The organism is Blautia sp. MCC269 (assembly GCF_018785655.1).
Lineage (GTDB): Bacteria > Bacillota > Clostridia > Lachnospirales > Lachnospiraceae > Blautia_A.
The window spans coordinates 1-26,926 of record NZ_WQQE01000016.1 but is presented as its reverse complement, the minus strand read 5'-3'; the positions used below and the strand labels follow the sequence as shown (position 1 = coordinate 26,926).

Here is a 26,926-nt window from a genome sequence, read left to right as displayed (position 1 = left end):
CTCCTTTACTTTAACTGGATTCGCCGGTCAATCGCAGAATAGGCGATATCCACAAGAAAATTTAATACTACAATGCCAACAGCCAGAATAAAGATAAAACATTGCAGCACCGGAGTGTCTTTTGAGATCACGGATTTCAATGCCAGATTTCCGATTCCCTGAATTGAAAAAATACTTTCTATCACAGCTGAGCCACAGAAAAAACCGATCACAATTGATACCAGACGTGTAAGCACAGGAATCAGGATATTTTTCAGACCATGACGCAAAATTACATTTACAGATGACAATCCCTTAGCTCTGCTGGCACGTATGTAATCCTGCTTCAGCACCTGTATCATATTGGTACGGATCAATCTCGTCATAATTCCAAAGAAACTGATATCCATGGCAAATGCCGCAAGGATCGGAATGCCTCCGGCATCTCCTCCGATCACGGAGATCACTTTTAGCTTTACTCCAAATATATAGAGCAGCATCAGACCGATCCAGAAAGACGGCATAGATACACTGAGGGACGACAAAATACGAATGACTTTATCCAGAACTCTGTTTTCATAAATTGCTGACAAAATCCCAAGAGGGACTGATACGATCATCAACAATAAAAACGAAGTAACTGCCAGTTTAAATGTCTGTGGAAAATATTTTTTTAATTCATCAAAAGCCGGTTTTCTGGTAGAATATGATTTTCCAAAATCGCCATGAAGTGCCTGATCCAGCCATTTCCCGTATTGTACCAGCACCGGCTGATCCAGTCCTTCCTCATGCCGTACTTCTTCTACCTGTTCCGGTGACGGATGCTCGTATTTTTTCTCCGCCAGAACTCTGGCAGCATCACCTGCCGATATAAAACTCAGCATAAAAATAATAAATGTAACCGCCAGAACTACCGGAATCATAAATATAAAACGCTTTGCAATTACTTTTCCCATTTTCATTTCTCCTCATTTTTCATCTGTTTATTCGGTTAAAATAAAAAAAGCTGATATGATCCAGCATCATATCAGCACAAAAAACAAACCTCTACCTCAGGCAGAGCTTATTCCTTCTGTATCCCATCCGAATCAGAATTCTTCTGTCAAAAAGGCAAGTCTCCTGACTCCAGTTCTTCCTACTTACCATCTTCCCGGATCTCTCCAGTGATATTTTGGTTTTCGTCCCTGTCACAGTAGCGGTGGCTGTTCTGGCATTTCACCAGATTCCTTATTAAGTACTTTGTACACCCTTCTGACTATTCAATTTTCATAGTTGTAAGTATCATAATATCATACTTTTCTTTTTATATAAATAGTTTTTTGTCAAATATAACATTATGTATGAACGGTGACTTCTTTATATTTCCGTATAATGATCATATAACTTACGAATAATAAAACAGCTGCACTGCTCCATGCACAGATCTCTGCATAGTATATTCCATCTTCACCGATCAGTTTTGGCAGCAGCAGCGCAACACTGACACGCATTATAAATTCTGCAATGCCACTGGCAAGCGGAATCAAAGTATTACCCAGGCCCTGGATAGCGGAACGATATACATACAGCAGATACAGCACCCACAAAAAGACAGCCATAATAAACAAATACTTATATGCTATATCCAATACCTGTCGGGTCTGATCCGGTTCACCGGATACAAACAAGGACAGTACATTACGTCCAAACAGTACTATCATGCCGGAAATGAAAGCCGAAGTGAGCACTGCCATATAAGTGCCGCTGCGCACGCCTTTTCGAATCCTCTGGTATTTTTTTGCACCAAGATTCTGGCCCACATAGGTTGTAATAGCATATCCATATGAAACGGCAGCCATCTCCAAAACCCCATACAGCTTGTTCGATGCCGTAAATCCCGCCACAAACAGAAAACCAAATCCATTGATCACATACTGTACCACAAGTCCTCCCACGGAGATGATCACATTCTGTATTGCAAGAGGAACCGCCAGTTCCAAAAGCCGCAAACTCATAGAGGGCTGCCTGTAAAAGTCCTTCTTTTCCAGGCGGATATCCGGGATTTTACGTAATACGATCAAACAGTACAAGGCAGAAAATCCCTGCGCGATAACAGTCGCCACTGCTGCTCCGGCTATACCCCAGCCAAAAACCGCCACAAACAACAGATCCAGTCCCACATTGATCACTGCTGCCACTGTCATTGCGATCAACGGAGATCTGCTGTTTCCAAGTGCCCGAAGGATCGCTGCAAATATATTATAAGCAGCTATGATCGGGATTCCCGCAAAGATCAGCCGCAAATATAGCATTGTCAGATCAATGACATTATCCGGTGTCTGTAAAAATAAAAGAACATGATAAACTGTACCTTCACTTACTGCGAGTACGACCACAGACAGTAATGCTGTCATGATATAGCTTTTCGCTACTGCACATTTCAGATTTTCCTTTTCCCTTGCTCCATAATACTGAGATACAAGAATAGAAAAACCCTGTGTGATACCTGTCATGATCCCCAACACCAGCCATACCAGCCAATCTCCGGCACCTACTGCCGCCAGTGCTTCAACTCCTACCACTTGTCCGACAATCATGGTGTCTGCCATTGTATAAAACTGCTGAAAAATATTTCCAAGCATCATTGGTATGGCAAAAGTTATGATCAGTTTTCCGGGAGATCCGGCAGTCATATCTTTTTCATTGGTTCCCATAAGAATCTCCTTTTCTTTTCATCCTTGTCCGCTATTTTACAAGGGACTCTTACGAAACACAAGCCTATTTTTTCACAAAGTTTTTCTCATATTTTTGGTAGCTATTACATCTTTATAATCATTATTTTTAATGGATCATTTTTGCCACGCCTATCTTAAAACTCTTTCTTCTTCATGGTGCTCATACTATACTTATACGAAGCAAACCATATAAGCAGACTTAGCACAATGAGGGCAATCCCGATTTCAAAATCCCCTATTCCCCCTATCATATGCAGAATACTTTCTTTTAATCCCAAGTTAGTCTTCACAAAAGATCTAATTGTATAACAAATCGCAAAAATAATTAAAATTGCGATTGGCAGCACAATTCGCCCTTTCTCTCCTTCGAACCTTATCCTGATCGCGATCATAATTCCCGCAATTGCCTGAAACACAAAAAATGTGATCAACTCCATTGCCAGCATTTCCAGATCAAACACCTCTTCAGGATTTATGAGTACCATAATTCCTGCACAGATCATTCCAATGCACCATCCACATGCTGTCATGATAAAGGAAAAAATATATTTTTCTCTGACATATATTTTTTTATTTACGGGTAAAGAAAATAAATATGTGTAACCATGGCCATTTTCATCATAACTGATCGTATTACCTGAATATATCGCCAGAACAGATGGGATATACATTGCAATGAAAGCAGCTGCCGTTTTTCCTGTAAGTATAAAAAACAATGCTACAAACACTAACACCAAAAAAAGATTACCACCCTGTCGAAAAAACAATCGAAAATCCTTTTCCAAAAGCCCTCTGATTCCTTTCATCATCTTTCGCCCCCTGTCAACATCAGGATCACCTGATCGAGTGATCCGCTCTCTACTACGATTTCCGGATAATTTTCTATATAATACTGCTTCTCGTTCGTCAGACAGGCAACTCCAAAAAACTCTTTTTTCTCTTTCAAAAGATACCTTTTATCCACTGCCTGATATTGTTCCTCACTGACCTTCAACACTGCATATTTTTCAAGAATCGTATCCATCGCTTCATGAAGTATGATCTTTCCTTTATGTATCACATAAATGTCATCACACAGATGTTCTAAGTCCGAAGAAATATGTGAACTGATCAGGATACTTCTCTCCGGCTCTTCTTCCATATACTCTCTTAAAATATCCAGCATCCTTTCCCTCGCTCCGACATCAAGCCCTGCTGTCGGCTCATCCAGCATCAGGAATTCTGCCTGATGTGTCAATGCAATGATCAGATTCAGCTTTGCTTTCATTCCTGTTGAGTACTCTTTTATAAATTTATCCAACGGAATCTGATATTCTTCACACATCTGATGAAATTTTTCTGCTTCAAACTTTGGATACAATTTGGCAAGGACTGCCTCAACATCTTTCCCTTTCAAGTATCCACTGAATCCGGTTTCTGCCAGGACAACTCCCAGCTCTTCTTTCTCTTTTTCACTTAACTCTTCCGGTATTTTTCCCAGGATCTTTATCTCACCGGCATCATAAGAAATGAGTCCGAGCATTGCCTTGAACAAAGTACTCTTACCGGCTCCGTTCTCTCCAACCAGACCGGTGATTCTTCCTTTTTCTACATTTAACGAACAGTCTAACTGAAATTCACCGTAGCTTTTCTTTACTCCTTTGATCTCCAACATAATCATTCATCCTCCATGATGAGTTCAAACAACGAACGGATCTCTTCCTCCTTCATTCCGCAGCGCCTTCCCTTCTGAATTGCTGCTTCCAGATCCGCCTCAACCTCTTTCCTGCGCTCTTCTTCCATCAGCTGTGTATTCGAAGCCGCTACATACGTTCCTTTCCCATGAACTGTGACTGTCATGCCCTCTGCTTCCAGATTGTCATATGCTTTCTTCACAGTAAGTGCACTGATCTTCAGTTCCTTTGCCATTGTTCTCACGGACGGCAATATATCATTTTCTTTTAACTCTCCGGAGATGATCTGCGCCTTGATCTGCTCCATGATCTGCTCATAAATTGGTACCATCGATGTATTATTGATTATAATCTTCATATGTCCCTCCTGCTGCAAACAGTATATAACAGCGTAATACTGTTGTCAACTGTTATATACTGTTTTGCAGTAGTTGACTGCCGGGATTCTGTCATCTGCCATCAGAAGGTATGGGAAGTCTTAGTCATTTACTTTTCATGATCATTAATTTTTATTTGTTACGCAAAATGTATTGACTTTATAGACCGATTAGTCTATTTTGTAAATAACTACAACAAAAATATTCTTGGAGAAATATATGACGAAAGCTCTCAATAATTATGATAAAACAAAAATTTCAATGGCACATGTTTTCCTGCAATATGATCAGGCTACAATGATACATAAATATTCATTAGATTACAATTCTGACTGGTTATATATTACTTTTATTAACCGTACCTATCGTATTAACCGAAAAACGGGAAGTGTTCAGTGGTCAGATAATGATTTTGAAATAGTTCATGAAGCCAATCATAATGAAGCAATGACTATTTATGATGTTTTATGTTATTCAAAGGATAGATGTCATCTGTCACATGAATTTGTAAATATAAACAGCCTTTCCTCTGTCCGAACAGGAAATCTCTCACCGAACAGAGGATTTTTTCAGAATACCGCTGACTTTTTTAATGGAAAAACCGTTGAATTGCGTAATGCCTGTATATCACTTTCCGGAAAGGAACTGGAAAAAGGATCTGTTTTCCAGACTGAAGGAGGAAATGCGAATTGAAAAAGGGTGAAGAATCCAGACAACGCCTGATCGAGTGTGCTGCTGAATTATTTTGGAAAAATGGGTATTCTGCTACTGGAATCAGCGAAATTCTCAAACAAACAGACCTTCCAAAAGGATCTTTTTATTTTTATTTCAAAAGCAAGGATGACCTGGCAACAGCGGTAACGGAATACTATCAAAAAATCTTACTGGAACAATTTCAAAATAGTTCTCAGGGAAATGACTGGGAAAGTTTTATTGAAGAAATCTTTGATTTTTTATCTGAAAGGACAAATGGACAAACATTTGCAGGCTGCCCGTATGCGGTGATGGGCATGGAAACAGCACTTAGCAAGCCTGCAGTTGCATCTGTATTTATGGAAGGACTGAAAAAATTTGAGCAGATTTTTCAGGAAGTATTGTTATGCTCCGGATTGTCTCCAGATCATGCAAAAATTCTTTCTCAGCGCATGCTTTCTATCTATCAGGGATATTTTCTTCTTGGACGAATCAGCGATGATACTTCTTATTTGAAAAATGCAAAAAAAAATATGGTTGAAATGTACCGGGAATATCGGGCATTTCATGGAATCTGAGAGAGGAACTTCAGTCCAATGCTGTAAAGCTCTGCCCCTTCCTGATAGCATACAAATTTCTTTGCCATTTTCTTTGTTTTCTCTACATCTTTACGTGCATATCCCATACACCGCACCTCCCTTTTTGCATAAAAAAAGCAGCTAACCTATTTTTCATAGACTAACTGCTCGTGTTTTTGTTCCATATTCTGTTTTAATTTACTGAAACGTCTTCTGTTTGGCTTAACTGTTTATGAATATCACGTCCACCATACATAATTCGCACTACATATACTATTTCAGTTTCATCATCTGTTTTGTAAAATACCAGATAATTATCCACCGGAAAGAATCGAAGTCCTCTGCTGTGCCACTGTTCTTACTCATAGAGCCGATTTCTATTCGGCATAGTATCCAGCTTCCGAATTGCCGTCATAATCCGCTCTGCCTGTCCTGCAGCATTCTCCGGAGCTAACAGTTACTCTGAAATATATCTGAAAATATTTCGCAGATCTTTCTTTGCTCCTGCTGTATACATCACTTTATATTTCATATACCAAATTCCTGTTTCATTTCTGCTTCAACTTCATCTGCTGAATACACTCTGCCAGCCTTAATATCTTCCATGCCTTTTTCTATTTCTGCATTGAACTGTTTCTTTGTCAGAGAGCCATATGCCACAGGCTCCTCATAAGCTGGAAGTTTTATCTCAAAAGGAATTCCTCTCTGGAGTACAATCTGTCTCAGAAACATTCCTACTGCATTGGACATTGGAATTCCAAGTCGATCAAGCACCTGCTCTGCCTGTTCTTTCACTTCAGGCTCAACACGTGCAAATACATTTGCTGTTCTTGCCATAGATATCGCCTCCTTTTTTTGTTCATTATATTTCATTTGATTGCAAATTGCAAGCAGTTCGCAATCTTATTTATCATTCATACGCTGGCAGGTGGCAGACGGCAGAGAGGTTATCTATAAAACTCTGTATTTTTGTAAGCACTCTGCCACTATCAATCTTTTAGTCTGATACGCTTTTCTTGTTTTTAATTAATCCGATATTTCGGATACAAAAAGACCACTTCTGTATTTTTACAAAAATGGTCTCTCGTACCCTACTATTTAATTACTTTGCGCTAATCAATAATGGAAAATGACTCTGCCGTCATTAATTTTTTCCTTTTACCATTATCTTCAATTTCCCCAATCACTTCGACATGACTACCCGATTCATGCGCCTCTATTGCCTTATTATAATCATCTTTAGCCAATTGTACTCTGACTATGCCGATACCATCGATTTCCGGATATCGTTACACTGTCATGCTTTTTCCAACGGTATTCTCTGCCACTTTTCATCAACTGTTCCCCTTGTTCGTTCAGAAAAGACACAAGATCGGTCTGGTTTGCTCTTGCAACCTCCACATAAAATATACATCCATTAAAAAACATTTTTTCCCTATGCATAAATAGCAATTGGGATCACAATAGCAGCCGGTCCTTCTATTTTCGTCTTTAATTCCGGCAAATTAAATTGTTTCATATCCTCCGTTTTAAATTCTGCAAACATTTCATTTAATAAGTCTTCCTGCAAAATCGATAACGATGTTTTTCTGAGTAAATCAATGTTTTCTGTATCCTCTTTGCATATGAATATTACTTTTCCAAGAACTTTAAAATGCCCACCAATGATTTCTGATATATTATCATTCGCAAGATATTGTTCTTGGACTGACAAGACAGTCGTTCCTTTGTTATCTGATAATATAAAATCTATTGTTCCACTATGTTTTAATTCATCCGCAAATAATTTAATTTGCTTTACCATTTCATCATCTTTTTTCTTTTGATTTTTTGCCTGTGTTTTACCCCCTACTTGAGGTTGTTCTGCGAAAATATTTGCCATACGAAATAAATCAATGAAACTATCCATATAATTTATTATCGGATTCTTTTGTAATTCTCCTTCAACTTCGATAAAATCACCTACTTGCATTTTTAAAAAATCCAAATCAGATTTTAATATCTTTTGTTGTACTAAAAATCCTCGAAACTTTGATAAAAGAGAAACATTTGTATGTATCTTTTCTTTAACAATACTTTCATTTTCGCCTTTATTTCCTTCATGGCTTATTCCACCAGAAACATCAATTTTTAATAACTTACTTAAGATACTGGCAGATGTTGAAATTCCCGCATCAATTTTCTGTGAAGAACTATTTTCTTTATGCTCTGTATAATTAATTTGACTCACCATTGAAAATCCATCTTCCATAATAGCAAGCATATCCAAAACAATTTTTTCATTTATATATATCGGAATAATAAGTCTATCTGATTTTATATTATGTTCCACAATTTTACCCTTCCTTCATTTATCTATAGCATATTTTTTGAATAAAAATTCATGATGCACAGCTGAAGACGCACCATTATCCGAAATCTACGATTTTGCTGTATTTCTGAATTGAAATTTTTCAAATCCATAAACAGCACCGCTGGTCGCACGATACAGGCAGATCCCATCACCTGTATAGAAGTGCGCTCTTAGCTTTGCTAAGAGAATTATGCCGTATCCGGCGTGTTATCTTTTTTCAAGTTCTTCTACTTTCTTCTGATAAAGTTTCATCAATTCTGCAACACAGGCTGCTTCGCTTTTATAGGCTTCACTGCCTTTTGTAAATCCGTATGCTTGCATGACAGCTCGATCATTATCTTGATGTGCTTTGACTAATTCAGGAAATAAGTACATTTTTTCTCCATACATATCTGCCAAACTACAATCTGAATATTGTTCTCTTGCATTAAGAATCATTTGCGCTGTCTGTTCAATCTTAATTTTTTGTTCTTCTGTTGGTTTTGGCCATGGAAATGTATTATATACAATTTCTTTTGAATATCTATAATCACTTTTCAGTCTTCCGCAAACAGCACGCATCCAAGCCATGTGAACGTTAGATGTTAATACACCAAAATGATACAAAGTTGCATTAGGAACAATCTGCACTGCATTTGATGAAATAATATCCTGAGTTGCAAAACCAATCGGGACATATCTTCTACGTTCCGATGACACGCTTGGAATAATAAGAAAATCTACATCATCTGGCTGTGTTATCTGAGCAAACAATTGTGGAACTTTCGCATAACCATTTGTTGTTTTTGCTTTTGACGAAAGTCGAAATTGTCTTACTTTTTCTACTTTTTCAGAAAGAATTTTACTAGCCATGATTTCTTTCGGAGAAGCATGTTTCAGCCACAAGCACCATCGTTTTTTCCCCTTGATAAATTCATCAGCACCAATATATGGATGAATCCATTTTTTTAGTTCTGGTTCTTTTTCCATAATCTCTTGATACTCTTCTTCTTTTATCACAAAATATCCACCATCCCGTGGTTGATTCCCGAAATTCATTTTAGGCATTCCATCAAGAGACTCTTTCATTGCAATGACAAACGTATCACTTCCCTCAACCAAATAAGGACTTATATTTGATACAATCTTACTCGTCATTTCTGTTGAAAACAATCTTTTTTCTTCTCGATTAAATTGAGCGAAGCCAACAATAACACAATGGACTGCGGCTTGCGTTGATGATTCACTACTCCATTTAAATGTCTGATATGCAAAATTAATATGGATCCGATAATTTTTATATAAAACATTCCATAAAATTGGAACTTGTGATCCCTGACAAATAGAGTTCGTAGAAACAAAACATACTTGTATTTTTGTATTCTGGATATACTCTGCCGCTAATTTATACCAACATGTCACATAATCTAAATCTTGCACATCTTTAATTTTTCCGAAAATATTTTGGACTTCTCTCTTCTGTACACTCCCTTGCTCCATAAGACGAGCTCCGACAAATGGTGGATTCCCCATTATATAAGATACTTCATACTTTGATACAACACTTTCCCAATCTAATTCAAGTGCATTACCTTCCACGATAAACGCATTAGTTGTCAATGGCAAAAAATCCAGATTCATATGAACGATATCTTCTGTCTCTTTCATCATCTGGGATTCTGCAATCCACAATGCAGTCTTGGCAACTGTAACAGCAAAATCATTAATCTCAATTCCATAAAACTGATCAATAGAAACATGAATCGGGGAAGATTCATCAAAGCCAAAAGTAATCTGTCCTCTCTGCAATTCTTTTATGACTTCATTCTCCAATCGCCGGATACTGATATATGTCTCTGTAAGGAAATTTCCACTTCCAGATGCAGGATCAAGCCATCTAAGACTTGCCAGCTTCGTCTGGAAGTCTCTCAGCTTTTTATCTTTTGTTCTCTGCACGGTTATCTGCTGAATTTCTTTCAACTCATTTTTCAGATCGTCCAGAAACAGTGGATCAATAACCTTGTGAATATTCTCAATGCTGGTGTAATGCATACCGCCGGAGCGTCTTGTCTCTGGATTCAACGTACTCTCGAACACAGCACCAAATATGGTCGGACTGATTTCTGACCAGTCAAAATCTGCTGATGCTTTTTCTAATAAAAGATTTCTGATTTCATCCGTAAAAGGCGGAATCTCAATATCTTCATTTGCAAAAAGTCCACCATTTACATACGGAAAAGCTGCAAGCTGTGGGTTATCATCTTTCAAATAAGGATCTCTATCCTCCGGCTTTGTATCAAGGATCTGGAAAAGTTCAATCATTGCTTTTCTCATTTTTCTTGCATCAAATTCTTCCAGATAATCATGGAACATACCATGCTGTCCGAAAATGCCGGCATCCTCTGCATACAGGCAGAATACCATCCTAACACAAAGGATATTCAGACTTTTCATTGCACGCTCTGTTGTTGGATCGGCATATTGTTTTGCCAGTGCATCATACAGCAACCCTACAATTTCACCTGCGGCAATGGAAACTTCCATTTCTTTCTGAAGATTTGTGTTTCCCTCGTCCACAAGGAACTGTAACCGATAATATTCTTTTTCCAGATTCTCCAACTGGATAATCTCCGGATCACCGCCCGGCTTTTCCATGTCATAAATATAGAACGACTGGAAATTACTGGTAACAATCCATCTTGGTCTTTTTGAATACGGCAATTCAGAAGAATATCTTTTTGCCTGTTCAAATGGTGTCAGCATAGATCCATCGGACTGTCGGATAGCAGCTGTCAGGCTCTTGTTGATACTTTTCTGTTCAATCATGACATGGGTTTTCTCGATATACCCGTCAATAAAACTGGTATGGTCAAGGTGTACCTGATCTTCAAAAGAAATAAACTGTGATATTTCCGTCACACCAAATACCGTTGTGAGAAGCTCCACCCAGAAAATCTGGCTGTCGCCTTTTTCATATCCACGGTCTTTCCAGTTTTTCGCAAATGCTTTCGCAGCTACTCTTTGTTGTGTATCTGTCATTGCAGCAACCTCCTATTATTCATCATCTGTAAATTCCATCATCTCATCCACGGTGCAGTCCAGTTTCTTGCAAATTTTCTCAATCGTCTCCATTGATACATATTGGTTTTTCCCCATCCGTGCAAGAATGTTTCCGCTGATCCCAGTAAGGTACTGCATTTCTATCCGCTTCATATTTTTATCTATGAGCATTTTCCATAATCTGTTATAACTTACGCCCATAAGCTACCTCCGTATTTTTCGTTCAAACATATTTTGATTATATCACGATTTCGTTAGGTTGAATATCTGTGTTTTTGATATCTTCTGTAAAAATGGAAAAGAGGATGCATTTTGTCTAGGCATCCTCTCCAACCATTTATTCTAAATTAATTAAATGGAATTTCTCCTTCAGATGCTTCCATAAATCCGTCCTTATCTGTTTTCGATGTTTCTGATGAATCTACCCCAGCACCGCTGTCCTTGTTCTGGGCAAATTCATGTTCTTCCACAATCACATCTGTAGTATAAATTGTTTTCCCGTCCTTATCCTTATAACTATCGGTACTGATACGACCGCCAATCACAATCCTCATTCCTTTGTGAAGATATTTCTGTGCGAACTCTGCACTCTTACCAAACGTGATACACGAAATAAAATCTGCTTCCTGTTCTCCGTCACGTTTATATCTTCTGTTCACTGCCAGAGTATAATTCTTCAATCTCCTCTGTCAATTTCATAGATTTACACCTGCCCTTTCCATGTTATCTCACTGTTTCAGATAACTCCGGTAACTATCTAGAACTGAATCAGTAACACCACTTTTATATATTTTACGAATATCAACAATCTGTTCATCTTTCAGCAATTTCAACCAATCCAGTAAATCTTTTCTGCTGTTTGCAAAATTGCAGCATCTTCCATCTGCATATTCAATCCTGTATCTCATACGCTCCTCCTATACATATACCAATTCACTCAATACAATTTCCTACACACGATTCCTGATGTTGTTACACTGTCGCACCCATTCCATAGGATTCTGACTCTTCAGTTTCTCGGTAACTCCATCCGCAATTCTCATTTGTGCTTCAATCAGCTCATACCGTTCCTGTGCCTGTTCGTTAAGATCTGCCAGATAGCGATCCAGTTTTCCGGTCAACAAAAGATAAGAATACATCCCTGATTTATGTTTTTTCAGATATTGTTTCCGAAGTATTCCCCAGTAACCAATCGGTCGGTTTTCCTCCGGCAAGGCTAACATCGGTATGTAATAATCTCCTACCAGCACATAATCTAGTCCATTGTTATCATCGTGTATTATTTTTCTCTGTTCACTCATGTTCTTCTCCTCTATCAAATCTTCCTCTGCTCTCGCAGATACGCTTCAAATATACTTCTACGAATCAGTACTTTCTTCCCAATCTTATATACTGCCCCAGCTTCATGTGCCATACGGACTACTGGTTTGATTCCCAGCCTGTAATATTCACATGCCATATTGTAGGTCATATAGTCATGGCTCATAAATTCCAGATCTTCGTCGTCAATCTCATCTGAAAACATCCATACATTACCGCTCATCTGACATTTCCTCCTTACCTTTTCCTGTCGCCGGTTCATGGAATCGTTCCAGATAAGTATCAAAAATATCCTTGTTAATCAGTACCGTTCCATCTATTCTGTAAATCGCACCTGCATCACTTGCAAGTTCCAAAAGTTTCTTATGGGAGATACTGTAAATGATTTCTGCCTGTTGATAGCGCAGATACTGTCGGCGTAATTTTCTAAGCTGCTCTGGTACTTCTTTCATACTTGTAATTGGTTTATAACTTTTACCCATGATGTTTTCCTCCAAAATTAGATTTACTGTTTTACAGAAGCTGACCGCTGGGATGTGACTTTCCAAGGACGAAAAAAGCACCTCTTAGATTAACTCTAAGAAGTGCTCTTACTTCATTGCCCAAACCTGTGCCCTTTCACCTGAAATTCGTCATGCTTCATAACGATTCATCATTCTCCCAAATTTTGTTGTCAAATGCGGTCTGACATCATGGTTTTAGACATTTTATATTTAATTTTAGTACAGCTTTGCACCAGCCGGAATATGGTTATCAACCATCAGAAGATGAAGTTTTTCTTCGCCCTCTTCCTCATGGATTGCACTGAGAAGCATTCCACAGGATTCAATTCCCATCATGGCTCTCGGCGGCAGGTTAGTGATAGCGATAAGCGTCTTTCCAACCAGTTCTTCTGGTTCGTAATAAGCGTGAATACCGCTTAAAATCGTACGATCTGTGCCTGTTCCGTCATCCAGAGTAAACTGTAACAGCTTCTTGGATTTCTTAACTGCTTCACAAGCTTTTACCTTTACAGCTCTGAAATCTGACTTGCTGAAAGTATCGAAATCAACAAATTCCTCAAATAAAGGCTCTACCTTTACCTTGGAGAAGTCGATAACTTCTTCTTTCTCCGGTGCTGCTGTGGAAGTGCTGTTTTCTGACTTCGCAGATTTCTTATCAGCGTCCAGTGACTTCATTGTCGGGATTAATTGAACGATTCCTTCCACCCTTGTCCACCGAGCTCCGTCAGGCACCGTACACATCCAAAAACCGATTTTTTTGGTCTTCCACTGAGGTCCATAGAGCCACAAGTCGGCTGTGTCATTCGTGTTGTACAAATTGTTTTGATATATAGATTGTCTCTTCAAGTAACAAGACAATTCTCTACTTATATTATAATCTTTCCCTGGAGATTTGCAACAATTTCCTGCTTTTTCTCCTGTGTCGCTTCCGCATAAACATCCATGGTTGTTGTAATATCTGAGTGACCCATGATACTTTGGATCACCTTCAAATTCGATTCATTCTCACACAGTCTTGTGCAGAATGTGTGCCTCAAATGATGGGCTGAAAAATGAGGGATAATGAGTGGTTCTCTATCCTCTTTCTCTGCTTTTTCTATTTCTTCTTTGTTATATGCAACTCTTGCCCTTTCAATCGCTCGATTAACTGCATTTGGTAAATATACCGTTCCGGTTGCCGTTACAAAAACGAAATTTGAATATCCATCAATCTCTTCTGAGGAAAAGCCAATGCACTTTTGGATCTCATACTCATCCAAAAAAGCATTGAACACTTCATCGATCATCGGAATGGTTCTCCGTCCTGAAATCGTCTTTGGTGTAGAAATATGCTTGACCGATTTTCTGTTTTCATCAGGTCTGTAGATAAAAGTATGATTCACACTGATAATGCGCTTTTCAAAATCCAGGTCATCCCATCGAAGACCGATGCATTCACCAATTCGCATTCCTGTTCCAAGAAGGACCGTTATAATAGGTACCCATCCTTGATATTCCCGATGGGCTTTTAAGTAATCCATAAAAGCTTTCTGCTGTGGAATCGTAAGCGCATGTCTCGGATTATCTTCCCAGATATGGCTCTTTTTGATTTCTGCCATTAATCCGTCTGTCGGATTTTGTCTGAGCAGTCCATCCCTTACAGCCATCTGGAATGCCGGATGCAACTGTGTATGTATACTATCCAGCGTATTTGCTTTCATTTCTTCATCCAGGATAATACGATAATAGAATTTTTTCACATCAGAATATTTGATCTTACCAATCAGTCTTTTTCCAAATGTTGGTCTGACAAAGTGATTATACATATAGAGATAATTCACTTTTGTTGATGGTTTCAAATCATATTTCTGTTCGATAAACCGATCATACAGTTCATTCAGCGTCATCCTGTCAGCCAGCTGCGGATTCAGTCCATCTTCTTTGTCGCGGATGATTTTTCTTTCTTTTGCTCTGAGTTCAACCAATGTTTTTGCGTAAACAGTTCGTCTATTTTTATCTAAATCTGTATAAGAATAAGAATAGCGACCGTCTTTTCTCTGACTCTCACCGGTTCGCAACACATACCCCCGGCTGTCTTTTCTTGATTTTGCCATCCTCTCACCTCACTAATCGTGAGGAGCATCTTAGCTGTGCTTATCCTGTCGGTATAATAGTTCCAATCCTTTCTTAAGCACCTGCCCTTTTGTAAGATCGTACTTTTCAGCATAAGCTTCCAATTGCTTCTGCTCAGCATTGGAGAAACGGATGGTGAAACGATAATTCATGGGATCATCACTCTTTGGTCTTCCCATCTTTGCCATACTATTTCCTCCTTCCTTACAACACTATTATACTTTATGTCCGACAACAAGTCAAACGTATTTTGCTCCTCATGTATTACATTTTATTTTTTATAATTCATCTCTGAAATTTTCAAGATATTCATCCACAATCTCTGTATTGACCAGAACAACTCTCTTCACATGATAGACTGCTTTCGCATCTTTCGCTAATTCCTGAAATGTATGCAACCCCATAGAATATAATTGTGCCCCTTCCTCATAACGGACAAATTTCTTTCTTCCGACCTGCACCAGCTTTTCCAATTCTGGAATTTCTTTTCTGACTTTAGGCATGAAAAAACCTCCTTCCTTCGTACATAAAAAAAATATCTTTCATATATACAAAAGAAGGAGGGTGAAAATACAGCCTCTAATATGAAATTTTTTTGGCTTTAGAGAAAATTTATGTATTATCGTTCAAATTGTAGCACGAAACGGTAATTCTTCATTTCTCCCTGCAATATAAACAGGCAAAGAATCCTGATGATTCCATGCTTCATATTTTATAGAAATCCCGAATACGCTTGTAAACATATTTCTCGTTCTCCTTTTAACTCATTTACTTTCGTTTTAACTTTAGTGATGTTAAAAGTCAAGTTTTTGAGTTATTTTGATTTTTCTAAAATTCTTTTCTCTCACACCCTGTATTTTCCCCCTCCATCTTTTGTATATGTAAGAGGGTTCGTAGATTAGAGCAAGATCCACCCAGGTATTACCGTATCGCCATTTTATGGCTACGGCATACCTCCGGGTAAACCTCTTGATGGGGATTCCGATTCCCCATACCCTCGTACAGACATCAAAGATATCTGTTGGCTCTCTATCAAAGATAGTCGCAGCACTTTATATAACCGGAAGGGACAGCCGGTTAAAAAGTGTAATCGCACATCCAAGATGTCTTATCAAAAAAGAAGGAGGACTATGGCACCAAAGAAGAAAGAAAAGAATCTCAAGAGGAGTAACATCATCACATTAAAATTAACGGATATTGAATTGGCAGTATTAAATGAAGCCGTTGACGTTACAGGACTTTCTCGTTCTGAATATGTGAGAAAACTCCTGCTTGAAAAGCAAATCAATCACCAAATTGAAGTTGTTGCAGACATGAACGATCTCAGAAAACTGGTCAGTGAATATGGAAAAATCGGATCGAATCTCAATCAGATTGCCAAGCATTTTAACAGTGGTGGCAGTCAGTCTCGTGCTATAGAAAATGAAATCCATCAGTGTATCACGGACTTATTCCTATTGAGAAAAGAGGTACTGAAACTGGCAGGTGGTATGAATGGCAATCGTAAAACACATTAAAAGCAGAAATGCAAATTACTCGGCTGCTATTAATTACCTTCTGTTTGAACATGATGAAAAAACCGGAAAAAAGATTGTAGATGAATCCGGTCGAAGCATCCTGCGAAAAGAGTTTTATATGGATGGTCTGAACTGTGATCCGATGTCTTTTGACAAGGAATGTGAACTGACAAATGCTCATTTTCACAAAAACAAGAAACGTGAAGATATCAAAAGTCACCACTACATTATCAGCTATGATCCAGCCGATGTTACAGAAAATGGACTTACCGGTGAGAGAGCACAGACAATCAGTTTGGAACTTGCAAAGCAGATGTTTCCCGGATATCAGGCACTGGTAGTTACTCACACCGATGGCCACAATGAATCCGGAAATATCCATACTCACATCGTCATCAACAGTGTGAGGAAGACTGCAGTGGAAAGGCAACCTTATATGGATAAACCACATGAAGAAGTTGCCGGATACAAGCATCGTTCCACGGATAAATTCATGAACACTTTTAAGAAAACTGTCATGGATCGTTGCCTACAGGAAGGACTTCACCAGATAGATCTTCTTGCTCCGGCTGAAAGAAAAATCACTCAGAAAGAGTATATGGCACAGAAACACGGCCAGCAAACAATAGATGAGATCAATCGGAAAATTATCGAAGATGGTCTCAAACCAACATCCACCGTATTCCTTACGCAGAAAGAATATTTGCGACAAGCGATTGATGAATGTGCTGTCACTTCCAGTAATTTTGATGAATTCCAATCTAAACTTCTGGAACTATTTCAGATCTCTGTGATTGAGCATCGTGGCAGATACAGCTATCTTCATCCTGATCGACAGAAGCGGATTTCTGAACGTGCACTTGGAACACGATATGGAAAAGAACACCTGGAACAGACCTTCTTACGCAAGGATCCATTGGCCATTCTCTACGTCAGATCTCACCTGTGCCTGGTTGTAAATCTTCAGACAAATGTGAAAGCAATGCAGAGCCCGGCTTATGCTCATCGGGTAAAACTTTCTAATCTGCAGCAAATGGCAAATACCATTATCTATGTGCAGGAACATGGATTTGATACGCAGTCAGATTTGAAAAACACACTGCTTGCATCAAAGCAAGAACTAAAAGAAATGCAGACACAGGTTGCTCAGCATCGGTCCAATCTAAGGATCCTCAACGATCAGATCCGTTATACCGGACAGTACTATGCAAATAAAGAAGTTTATTCCCAGTTTTCAAAATCAAAGTACAAAGGAAAGTACCGAAAAGAACATGCGAAGGAAATTCAGAAATATGAAGAAGCCAGAAATTGGCTGAGATCCTTTTATCAGGATGGAAAGATGACAAGCCTAAAAGCCTTGACTTTGCAAAAAGAAAAACTGCAACAGCAGATAGCTTCCGAAGAAGAAGCAATAAGCAGCTTGAAAGAAAAATTAAAAGATCTGGATACTGCCGATCAGAATGTTGATGCCATTCTTCAGATGCAGATTCCAGAAGCAGAGAGATCAAAAACCAAAGATCTCGAACGATAACTATCACAAAACGAAGGAGGAACTATTACATGACACAAGAAGAATTTAATGTTGTATTTGAACTTCAAATGAGGAAATGTGCTGATATCCTGGCACATAAAAAGAAAGAATATACCGGTGACAATATTGACCGCCTCAGTGCATTCAAGATTGCTGCCGCTTTACAAAACTGCGATCCAAAAGCAGCACTGGCCGGTATGATGTCGAAACATGTCGTATCCCTTTACGATATGTGTTATTCCACTCTGTTACATTTTGACATGGAACAGTGGGATGAAAAGATCACAGACTGCATCAATTATCTGATTCTTTTAAAAGCTCTGGTAAAGGAGGAACAGGCCTATGGATCACATTGAAACAGCTATCTTAAACTGCTATGGGATCCGAGAAGCAGAACAGAATATGGTCTTTGCTGCCAGGCTCACACAACACGGACATACGATCCAGAACATGGCAGATCTGATGGATCTTTACCATCAATCCTACAGTCAGAAGACCGTAGAAAACATTGCAGGACTTCCCCATCCAACAGTACAGAAATTCATGGTCATTACCGTGGCTGTTGTTGGTGCAAGCAGACGCTTCCTGGCACAGATCACAAGGCATCAAAACGAAGTAAAGTACATGAGTGCATCTCTGCAGTACAGCAATTATTCCGGTCATGCTGCATTTGCTATTCCATATGGAATCATGAAAGCAGATAAAGAAATCCAGGATATTTACAAGGAAAGCTGTCAGTCAGATCTGGATCACTATGCAGAACTTTGTGAATTAGGCATTGATCATGATTCAGCCGGATATGCTACACCTCAGGGACTTCGAAACGTACTGATCATCAGTGCGACACCTTACCAGTGGAAGCATATGATCGGCCAGAGAACCTGCAGAAGGAATACGGATGAAACCAGGATTGTGATGCTCTATATCTGGCAAAGATTGTACAAATTAAGCCCGATCCTTTTTGCACCGGATCTGACCGGTCCATTCTGTCAGAGAGGAAGTTGCATGGAAAAACAGATGTCCTGCCAGAATCCTATTTCAAAACTTTGGATGCCATCAGATATCTTAAAAGCAGATTATCCATTGCTCATCAGAAGGGAGGTGAGCAGCTATAAAGATTAAACTGATTGACTTTGGTCTGAAAGCAGATCATCATCCCTTCCGGCCACATGAAAATGATGCCGGTGCTGATGTATTCATGCCTTATGATTGCGTATTAAAACCAGGTGAGATTGCAAGAATTCCGCTTGGATTCGGTCTCATCATCCCGGATGGATTTGCCGGATATGTCTTTCCTCGAAGCAGCATGGCAGCAAAAGGACTGGTATGCGAACTTCCACCGATTGACTCCGGTTACCGTGGTGAGATCCATGCCATTATCAGTAACGTGAGCACATCTTCTCAGACCATTCATAAAGACACACGCGTCGGTCAGCTGGTAATCACACCAGTCGTGATCGCAGACTTTGTCCTGGACCTTGGTGAAGGACGAGGAACTGGGGCATTTGGAAGTACAGGAGAATAATACTATGATTACATTTGGAAGAAAATTAAAACACTTAAGACAGAAAAATCATCTTACTCAGAAAGAACTTGGCATGGCTGTTGGCTTTCCCGACAGCTGTGCCGATGTCCGGATTGCTCAGTACGAAAGCGATGTCCGAACACCGAAAGAGGATCTTATGAAACTCTTCGCATCAACACTCGGTGTTCCGGTTGAACTCTTTACCGTACCGGTACTCTCAGAACCCAGAGAGTATGAGGCCGCGGAGTATTGGAGGTATGAACTTGGGGCAGAGTTGGGTTGATTTTTCCCCGCTAGCTAAAAAACGTCTGCGTAAAACGAATTTGTTTTATGCAGACATTTTCTCTAACTTTGATTTAGAAAATTTATACAGCAATGATTGCCGGAATGACAAGACAGAACCACGTCCTAATATTTCCTGAATATCCGTGGAAATAATATACTCTTCATTTAAAAGAGCTAATCTGAATTTATCTAAAATCATTTCCCGATTCTGGGAGTCACCAACATGATACACCTTCATTTTTTTGCAACTTGTTACTAAAAATTGCATCAGAAAATTTCTATTACCCTTATACATAATAGTATTAGTTATATCTTCTTCCGGATTCATTGCTTCTTCTGTTAAAGCGACTGATCAGAGAATAGCTCAAATCACCAGTGAGCTGAGTACACAGAAAGTCATTCAAAAACACTGCGATTCTTACCGGCTCTGCCGTAAAGTGATTGAAGATTGCAAATCTGCAAAAAATCCAAAAGCTTACCGTACCAAGCATCAGGCAGAATACTAGCTCCACGATTCACTAAAAAAAGAGCTGCAAGATCTCGGTATTACCAAAATCCCAAGCTCTAATAAAATTCAGAAGCGGATTGAACATCTTGAATCTGAACAAGCTGCTACTGTCCGAGAAAAACAGGAATTGCAGAAAAAACAGAAAACACTAGATATCATCCAGCAGAATTTCACAGTACTACTCAATGCTCCTCATATATCAAACAACGATATCAATCGTACCGTTGCACCACCACTTCAACACTAATATCAGAAACGTTTTAAACCGTATAACACAAGAAAACTGATTCCACCGCAATGGATCAGTTTTCTTTAAATAATGGCTACTTCATTTTTCTCTTTTTATATAATCCTACAATCAAACCAAGACTAACGATACTTATAGCGAGTAATAGCCATACATGCCTGCTTGTTCCCAGACGAACCCCTGTTTCCGGTATTAATTGTGTGTTTTCGTTTGTGATTTTTAACTCGATCACATCTCCTCGTGCAGCCTCAATCCGCTGTTTCATGACAGCTGTATTTCCATTCGATGTTGCCTGCACTGGATTTGAATACTTATCATTCTCTTCTTTTTTAGAAATCGAAACAGCGTATTTTGATGTATCAACAGTTTCTGTTATTATGATATCCGAAGATATATCTACATTTTTTAATGTAACTTTATCTCCATGTTTCAAAGAAGTTCTAATTGTCTTGCTACGCAGCTTTTGACCATCTTCCCAATAGAGAATTTCCATATCAAATGGCTTCTTGCGGTTTCCAAGTGGACCAGTGACTTCCTTTGTAATCTCAACCGTCACCCCGCCTTTTTGCGGATGATTGACGATATGTCTGTCCGAAATAGTTCTCCAGGTATTTGTCATCGGTGATTTCTCATATAGGAATAAAATATCGGATTCTACATCGACCATATATAAATTAAAATTATCCTGATACTGTGTTTTGGTTTTATCTGCTTTGTCCTTTTTGTTTGGAGTAACAGATTCTACCATCCAGTATCGTCCGTTCTCAAAGTCCTCCGGTAATTGAAGCATTCCATTTTCATCTGTTTCTAAGGAACGATACGTCGTACACGTTTTTCCATCCTTTTTCAGAACGATATCGTCCTTGCTCTGTGTATTGTCATAATCTACTGTATATCCTGTATCATCCGCATATTCTTTCGTAACATCATCATACGGTACTTTGTAGAACAGAAAACCTGCACCAGCAAGTCGGTTTCTTGGAAGATCATCCGTCTTTAAGAAACTTCGTTCAGCAAGATTGAAATGCAGATTCTGCACTTCCAGTTCCATCTTGGAAACATCCTTGAACTCATTCTCATCCTTCGGGAATATTTGTTGTCCATTTGAATCGAAATACTGAATCTCTGGATAAATAACTTCATAATATAGGAAACCATCCCCGTAGTCCGAAGAATAATGTGTCTTTCCTATCTCGATTTCTTCCACCTTATATTCCACCGGATTTCTGTCCTGGAATAGTGGAACATTGTCGACTGTGTGTTCCCATCCGTTCTCTTCATTCAGCAAGAATTCCTGTCCTGTAGAAATTCCATTCTGATACAATCTGATTTTCACCTGTTTTTCCGTCAGTGCATCATTTGGATTTTCCCATGTCTTTTTGATATGCAGAGTGCCTGTTTTAGCAAAATTTCGGATATTAAGGCTGGTATCTCCTCGCTGAAGCAGAACAGATTTTCCGTCTATCTTACCATCAACTGGTGCCTTAACAGCCTCCTGATTTTCGTTAGCCTCCCTATCCACCAGTTTTGCATCAGTGATTTTGAATGCTCCATTGGCAATCTCAACTGTGATCTGTATATCTCCTGTGTCTACATATCCAGTCGGTAAGTTTGTCTCTCGCAACAAATACGTCTCAGTTACTGTTCTGTTCTGTTTGTTTTCATCTTGTAACGGAATGTGAAGTTGTGCGATTCCGTATTTATCAGTTGTTACCGTTTCCTCCTCAACACCGTTCTTACTGACAGCAAAATTGATCTTCTCCATTCCCCGTCCGGTAGACTCATCAAATTTGTTCAGTGTGAGTATTCCCTCTTTCTGATAACGGTTCTCCAATTCAATAGTAAGAGTCTCACCACCGCGTCCAATTCCACGTCCTGTGAATTGAATTCCACTTTCTGGATATGCTTCCCATGAATTTACATTATCTCCTTGTTCATGAGAATTGCGAACATTGTACCAACCTGAAAATTTCACATTCGAATCTTTTGGCTTATAGTTGTACTCTTTTAATGTGTATTTCCAGAATGAGTCCGCCTTAACGATCCACGTACAGCTTGTATGTGTATCATCTGTCCATGTACCTACAACTTCTATTGGAGCATCCTCCGCTTGCGGAGCTTCTGCATCCGGTTTCTGGCTATCTTCTGAAGGAAGCACAAGTTTCATATGCTCATGAAATGCAGGTGGCTGAGGTTTTCCATCTAAAAGCTTTTCATCCATATCTACCTGGATATAATAATCTTTCTTGACTTTCTCTATTGCTTCCGGCATTCCGACAAAATCTTTCTTTACTGTCAGGTAACCATTTTTTGCTACAATACGTCCGTCAATATGCCACCCATCGGACATTTCACTTTTGAAAGAATACCAATAAATGGTGAAGAATTCGGTATCTAATTTCGATGGCGGAATCTCCCTGTCTCCGATACGAATCATACGTCCGCTTTCACGAATTGTCTGGAATACCTCTTCATCGGAAGGAATTCTATCTATCTTGTAGATATAGTCTCCATTTCCAATATATCCCTCATCTGGTTTAGTTCCCTGCAAAAGTTCTTGCACTCTCTTATTTCCATCCGCATACTGTTCCCACGTAGATGGATTCTTATTTCCAAGAACTGGAACATCATGCAATATACTTGCCTTCACATTACAGTTTGCCACGGCAACCGCACTTGTATAATCGTCTACATTCGTGGTTGGTAATGCTACCGAACCATCTTCCGGCATCGCTGACTTACAGATATAAAACTGTACCTGTTTTCGATTTTGGTTACTCACCTTACGCCACGCTGCATAGAGGGTGATTGGCTGTCTTGCATTATTATTTATAAGATCAGAAATAGAATCCCCTGCACCGCATTCCTGCCACTTTCCGTCTTTGTTTCTGTAATCCCAATGATCGAATTCATACTGTTCCAACTCTTTGCTGTCATTATCTTCATGATCATAAACCAGAGGATATGGTGACTTAACGTTATGTTTTCCAGCTTCTATTTCATTCTCATAATCATCTGTATGTCTTGTCTTATTCTCAACCTGAGGGGTCAACTTAGCTTCCTTAGGAAGTTTCTTCATATAACGAGTTGTATTATAGATAACCCTGACTGCCCCAGACTCCAGCGGTTTGTCTGCGATCACCTCATAAGATGAGTTAACATTCGGAATTTCAAATTTTACCTTATCATCTCCGGACGGTTCCGGAAGAACCTCATTTTCGTCCCTGTCATTAGATGTACAACTCCAGACAATCTCCTTGCCATAATACTCACCTTCTAAACTTGCCCTCTTTGGTACTTCCACAGTATATGCTTCCCCATGGCCTACATACTGTCTCTTAATCGCCTCTCTTTTGGTCAGGTTCAGTGGATCCAACACTTCAATCAGATGAAAACTTCCCTCTACACTGAAATGTCTTCCTGCCAGCCCAACCTGAGAAGAAAGTCCTGTCAAACGATCAAAATAATTTTCGATTCTGTCTGGATTCAGTGGGTTTGGCTGTGAGAAATAATAGACAGATACATCTTTCCCGTTTTTCAGGACAGGAATATACCATGTACCATCGTTGTCCTTATAAGGGTGCTGTACAAACACACGGCTGTCTGTCGCATAACCAAACAGAATCTTCTCTTTCTGATCTGCACCGGGCTCCAGCTTGCTCGGAGTGAAACCAAACTCACTGTAAATTTTAGAAATCGTATCATCTGGTTTAGCTCGCAAATAATAACGACTGGCTCGGCCACTGTTTGCTTTGATTATGTAATGCTGCTCAGCATTGAGGTTCTTTATCAGCTTATAATGTCCATCGATAAATACATAAAAACTGATATTTGCTTCTTTTGTTGCTGCCGGTTTTTCTGTATTATCAGGAACAATCACATATGGACGTACTGCATCATCTGGCTTAATAGTAAAGCTCATGGTATGCTCTTCTTCATTTTTACTCCATGTAACTGCTGAAAGAGTACCATCTTCCTCTCTGCATTCCCAGTTTATATCCTGCGTTTGTTCTTCTACACGCGGCTTTGTACTAACTGTTCTTGTAAGTGTTGACTTTCTTGCAACAAAATCAATTGCCGGAAGATCACGCAAAGCTGTTTGGCTGTAAACCTGTCCATCGTCATCCTGTACTGTCACACTGTAAAAACCGTTATATCTATCATCGTCGTGTTCGAGTAAGGTCTTTGCACTCATTGTGGCAATATTCTGTCCGTCTGGCAGGTAATACACATCCATCGGCTCTCCGGACTTTCCTATATAAATACATTCATGACCTTCTATCGTGTATTTCCCTGCATTATGGATTGTATCGTAATCTCTCTTGGAATAATAAAAATGCTCTTTTGCTCCATTTTGAATAGAACCATCGTAATGAAATTTTTCAAAATGCTTTTTTAACTCATCATTAGAAATATAATAATAAACTGTTCCCGGCTTTGTTGTAGTATCTTTTATAACAGGAATTTCTTCGTTTAGAACATTATATCTCTCATAATTTACAAAAGTATAGAATTTAATGTTCAAGGTTGCTGGTGCAAAAGTGCTGCATGCAACCGTATATGGTTGCTCTATCTTCCCAATAGAAAAGGTTAGTTTATCGCCCTGTTTCACCGGAAAAATTGTTTCATTTTCATCCTCACTGGCACAAAGCCAGTCGCTTTCCTTCGTATCTCCTGGATCAACGGAAATTGTGACCGCAGAATCTTTCTTATAGTAACTCACCGTTCGATTTCCATCCGGATTGATCACTGTAACCGAATAGAAACTGTTCTTATTCTGCTTCATCTGGTCTGAATAATTATCCGGAATTTTTTCGCCATCAGATGCTCCTTTTGGCATATAATAAACGTCTGTTGGTACAGTTGTTTCCTGCTTGTCCAGGTTATAAGATACATATTGCTGTCCTTTATAAGTTACCACTGTCGCCTGTGCTAATGTCTTCTCACCACGGACTGTATATGGAAAATAATTTCCGGACTGTGTTTCCTCTGCATTCAAGCCGAACTCTCTATAAATCTCAGCAAGATCACTGACAGATAAATAGCATCTGCCCTGACGGTTCCATTTATACACCTTTTTCAGAGAATCAGCCGGCAGCTTTCGAACCTCATTGTCTGCATATATATAAAACTGAATGTCAAAGGCTGTCTGATCCGCTCTCTGGATCACATAAGACTGTGTGATCTTTCCGATTGTGAACCTCGTCTGGTTCCCTGATTCCCGTATACCATCTATCACCTTATCATCTGTTCCCATACAGGTCCATTCGATCTGGTCTGTCTGGTCCGACAATTGGGGATTAAAATCAGCCACAGCTTCTTCCACTACAGTTCCTGTTAATGCATAACGAATCCGATCCTGCCCTTCTCCCTTTACCTCTACGGAATAAAACGAGTTGTCCTTTTTTACAGAATCTTTTAAATTTAATGCAACGCCTTTTCCATTTGGAAGGTAGTAAACATCTATCGCTTCCCCTTGTTTATTCTGTCCATAATTGTAAGAAACATATGTCTTTCCGGATTCTGTGTCTGTATAAACTTTTCCGTATTCTATCCCGCTTTTTCCCCGGTATGCAGATACAAACTTATTATTTGCATCCGGATTCTGATTCTCACCATTTTTCACAAATCCAAATTCTTCATATATCAGGAGCAGGTCCTCGATGGAAACACCATAGTAGGTAGTTCTTCCGTCTTTCCATGTTGCAATGCCGGTAATGTCATTATGCTGAAGCTTTACCTTGTTTCCATCAATAATGACATAAAAATCAATATCAAATCCTTCGGAAATCTCCTGAAGTTTCGGTGATTCCTCTTGTGCAATCTGCTCCTCGAAGGCTTTTTCTTCTTCTGAAAGCTCTCCCTGGGATGGAGTAATTTCTTCCTCCGGAATCTCTTCTAATGGCGGGGTGATTTCCTCTCCAGGAGTCTCTTCTAATGGCGGGGTGATTTCCTCTCCAGGAGTCTCTTCT

The 26,926-nt window shown here is 39.2% G+C and carries 27 protein-coding genes, 3 pseudogenes and 1 riboswitch; of the genes and pseudogenes, 8 read left to right on the top strand and 22 right to left on the bottom strand.

Translation table 11 applies throughout. From position 1 onward, the window contains the following. Window positions 1–5: 5 nt before the first annotated feature. The 5 genes from GPK88_RS06305 to GPK88_RS06285 all read right to left on the bottom strand — a co-directional run bounded on the left by GPK88_RS06305 (window position 6) and on the right by GPK88_RS06285 (window position 4,724). Window positions 6–935: an ABC transporter permease gene (locus GPK88_RS06305; RefSeq protein WP_195566828.1), complete on the bottom strand. Its 930-nt coding sequence runs from the start codon at window positions 933–935 to the stop codon at window positions 6–8. 136 nt (window positions 936–1,071) lie between these two features. Further along, window positions 1,072–1,245, bottom strand: a riboswitch (cobalamin riboswitch). A gap of 68 nt (window positions 1,246–1,313) precedes the next feature. After that, window positions 1,314–2,672 (bottom strand): MATE family efflux transporter, encoded by a 1,359-nt coding sequence (locus tag GPK88_RS06300; protein ID WP_021650923.1) that lies wholly within the window; start codon window positions 2,670–2,672, stop codon window positions 1,314–1,316. Window positions 2,673–2,827: 155 nt separating this feature from the next. Then, on the bottom strand, window positions 2,828–3,502 hold the full coding sequence (locus tag GPK88_RS06295) for an ABC-2 transporter permease (protein WP_021650922.1): 675 nt from the start codon (window positions 3,500–3,502) through the stop codon (window positions 2,828–2,830). Continuing rightward, the gene (locus tag GPK88_RS06290) at window positions 3,499–4,347 is read right to left on the bottom strand and encodes an ABC transporter ATP-binding protein (protein ID WP_044961130.1); all 849 of its coding nucleotides are present in this window, start codon (window positions 4,345–4,347) and stop codon (window positions 3,499–3,501) included. The genes GPK88_RS06295 and GPK88_RS06290 overlap by 4 nt, the downstream gene beginning before the upstream one ends. Window positions 4,348–4,349: 2 nt before the next feature. After that, window positions 4,350–4,724 carry a GntR family transcriptional regulator gene (locus GPK88_RS06285; protein WP_015526677.1) on the bottom strand — a complete coding sequence of 125 codons (375 nt, stop codon included), beginning with the start codon at window positions 4,722–4,724 and terminating at the stop codon, window positions 4,350–4,352. Window positions 4,725–4,962: 238 nt separating this feature from the next. On the opposite strand from GPK88_RS06285, the gene GPK88_RS06280 reads away from it, so the two are divergent. Together GPK88_RS06280 and GPK88_RS06275 are read left to right on the top strand one after the other, a co-directional pair. After that, window positions 4,963–5,436 (top strand): DUF3786 domain-containing protein, encoded by a 474-nt coding sequence (locus GPK88_RS06280; RefSeq protein WP_195566829.1) that lies wholly within the window; start codon window positions 4,963–4,965, stop codon window positions 5,434–5,436. Continuing rightward, window positions 5,433–6,014: a TetR/AcrR family transcriptional regulator gene (locus tag GPK88_RS06275; protein ID WP_195566830.1), complete on the top strand. Its 582-nt coding sequence runs from the start codon at window positions 5,433–5,435 to the stop codon at window positions 6,012–6,014. Before GPK88_RS06280 ends, GPK88_RS06275 begins: the two co-directional genes overlap by 4 nt. A 193-nt stretch (window positions 6,015–6,207) precedes the next feature. Here the strand turns inward: GPK88_RS06275 and GPK88_RS19580 are convergent. The 15 genes and pseudogenes from GPK88_RS19580 to GPK88_RS06205 form a co-directional block, all read right to left on the bottom strand. Then, window positions 6,208–6,471: pseudogene (locus GPK88_RS19580) on the bottom strand (type II toxin-antitoxin system RelE/ParE family toxin). A gap of 71 nt (window positions 6,472–6,542) precedes the next feature. Continuing rightward, window positions 6,543–6,851 (bottom strand): type II toxin-antitoxin system RelB/DinJ family antitoxin, encoded by a 309-nt coding sequence (locus tag GPK88_RS06265; protein ID WP_195566831.1) that lies wholly within the window; start codon window positions 6,849–6,851, stop codon window positions 6,543–6,545. A gap of 405 nt (window positions 6,852–7,256) precedes the next feature. Further along, window positions 7,257–7,442, bottom strand: a pseudogene (locus GPK88_RS19750) (hypothetical protein); the annotation flags it as partial. 7 nt (window positions 7,443–7,449) lie between these two features. Next, a complete protein-coding gene (locus GPK88_RS06260; protein ID WP_059086431.1) occupies window positions 7,450–8,346 on the bottom strand; it encodes a DUF6414 family protein in 897 nt (298 codons plus the stop codon). 228 nt (window positions 8,347–8,574) lie between these two features. Beyond that, a complete protein-coding gene (locus GPK88_RS06255; protein ID WP_195566832.1) occupies window positions 8,575–11,385 on the bottom strand; it encodes a DNA methyltransferase in 2,811 nt (936 codons plus the stop codon). A 15-nt stretch (window positions 11,386–11,400) separates the two neighbouring features. Beyond that, the gene (locus GPK88_RS06250; RefSeq protein WP_330418902.1) at window positions 11,401–11,577 is read right to left on the bottom strand and encodes a helix-turn-helix domain-containing protein; all 177 of its coding nucleotides are present in this window, start codon (window positions 11,575–11,577) and stop codon (window positions 11,401–11,403) included. Between the two features lie 176 nt (window positions 11,578–11,753). Further along, complete coding sequence (locus GPK88_RS06245; protein ID WP_243279001.1) at window positions 11,754–12,086, bottom strand: single-stranded DNA-binding protein; 333 nt, start codon at window positions 12,084–12,086, stop codon at window positions 11,754–11,756. Between the two features lie 48 nt (window positions 12,087–12,134). After that, complete coding sequence (locus tag GPK88_RS06240) at window positions 12,135–12,314, bottom strand: hypothetical protein (RefSeq protein WP_055225720.1); 180 nt, start codon at window positions 12,312–12,314, stop codon at window positions 12,135–12,137. Between the two features lie 42 nt (window positions 12,315–12,356). Further along, complete coding sequence (locus tag GPK88_RS06235) at window positions 12,357–12,707, bottom strand: TnpV protein (RefSeq protein ID WP_195566833.1); 351 nt, start codon at window positions 12,705–12,707, stop codon at window positions 12,357–12,359. A 14-nt stretch (window positions 12,708–12,721) separates the two neighbouring features. Further along, on the bottom strand, window positions 12,722–12,949 hold the full coding sequence (locus GPK88_RS06230) for a DUF6462 family protein (RefSeq protein ID WP_195566834.1): 228 nt from the start codon (window positions 12,947–12,949) through the stop codon (window positions 12,722–12,724). After that, a complete protein-coding gene (locus GPK88_RS06225; RefSeq protein WP_195566835.1) occupies window positions 12,939–13,208 on the bottom strand; it encodes a DUF6462 family protein in 270 nt (89 codons plus the stop codon). The genes GPK88_RS06230 and GPK88_RS06225 overlap by 11 nt, the downstream gene beginning before the upstream one ends. A 237-nt stretch (window positions 13,209–13,445) precedes the next feature. Next, window positions 13,446–13,922: pseudogene (locus GPK88_RS06220) on the bottom strand (lysine--tRNA ligase); the annotation flags it as partial. Between the two features lie 173 nt (window positions 13,923–14,095). Continuing rightward, entirely contained in the window at window positions 14,096–15,322 is a 1,227-nt protein-coding gene (locus tag GPK88_RS06215) for a site-specific integrase (RefSeq protein ID WP_173690211.1), read from the bottom strand. Window positions 15,323–15,352: 30 nt separating this feature from the next. After that, window positions 15,353–15,529 carry a hypothetical protein gene (locus GPK88_RS06210; RefSeq protein WP_004843915.1) on the bottom strand — a complete coding sequence of 59 codons (177 nt, stop codon included), beginning with the start codon at window positions 15,527–15,529 and terminating at the stop codon, window positions 15,353–15,355. A 90-nt stretch (window positions 15,530–15,619) separates the two neighbouring features. After that, window positions 15,620–15,844, bottom strand: coding sequence for a DUF6462 family protein (locus tag GPK88_RS06205; protein WP_009245419.1), 225 nt, complete (start codon window positions 15,842–15,844; stop codon window positions 15,620–15,622). 627 nt (window positions 15,845–16,471) lie between these two features. Here GPK88_RS06205 and GPK88_RS06200 point away from each other — a divergent pair. From GPK88_RS06200 to GPK88_RS06175, 6 genes are read left to right on the top strand one after another with little or no spacing between them, the layout of a single operon-like run. Beyond that, window positions 16,472–16,858, top strand: coding sequence for a plasmid mobilization protein (locus tag GPK88_RS06200; protein ID WP_173690212.1), 387 nt, complete (start codon window positions 16,472–16,474; stop codon window positions 16,856–16,858). Then, window positions 16,836–18,389: a relaxase/mobilization nuclease domain-containing protein gene (locus GPK88_RS06195; protein WP_215707606.1), complete on the top strand. Its 1,554-nt coding sequence runs from the start codon at window positions 16,836–16,838 to the stop codon at window positions 18,387–18,389. The genes GPK88_RS06200 and GPK88_RS06195 overlap by 23 nt, the downstream gene beginning before the upstream one ends. Before the next feature lie 29 nt (window positions 18,390–18,418). Further along, window positions 18,419–18,745, top strand: coding sequence for a hypothetical protein (locus tag GPK88_RS06190; protein ID WP_029471619.1), 327 nt, complete (start codon window positions 18,419–18,421; stop codon window positions 18,743–18,745). Next, a complete protein-coding gene (locus GPK88_RS06185; protein ID WP_173690214.1) occupies window positions 18,732–19,511 on the top strand; it encodes an FAD-dependent thymidylate synthase in 780 nt (259 codons plus the stop codon). The genes GPK88_RS06190 and GPK88_RS06185 overlap by 14 nt, the downstream gene beginning before the upstream one ends. Next, window positions 19,501–19,914: a dUTP diphosphatase gene (locus GPK88_RS06180; RefSeq protein ID WP_173690255.1), complete on the top strand. Its 414-nt coding sequence runs from the start codon at window positions 19,501–19,503 to the stop codon at window positions 19,912–19,914. Before GPK88_RS06185 ends, GPK88_RS06180 begins: the two co-directional genes overlap by 11 nt. Window positions 19,915–19,918: 4 nt before the next feature. Then, entirely contained in the window at window positions 19,919–20,197 is a 279-nt protein-coding gene (locus GPK88_RS06175; RefSeq protein ID WP_092072478.1) for a helix-turn-helix domain-containing protein, read from the top strand. A gap of 45 nt (window positions 20,198–20,242) precedes the next feature. Here GPK88_RS06175 and GPK88_RS06170 read toward each other — a convergent pair whose 3' ends face one another. Beyond that, window positions 20,243–20,527, bottom strand: coding sequence for a hypothetical protein (locus tag GPK88_RS06170; protein WP_173792511.1), 285 nt, complete (start codon window positions 20,525–20,527; stop codon window positions 20,243–20,245). Window positions 20,528–21,030: 503 nt separating this feature from the next. After that, the coding region (locus GPK88_RS06165) for a SpaA isopeptide-forming pilin-related protein (protein WP_215707605.1) at window positions 21,031–26,926 on the bottom strand (5,896 nt) is incomplete at its 5' end.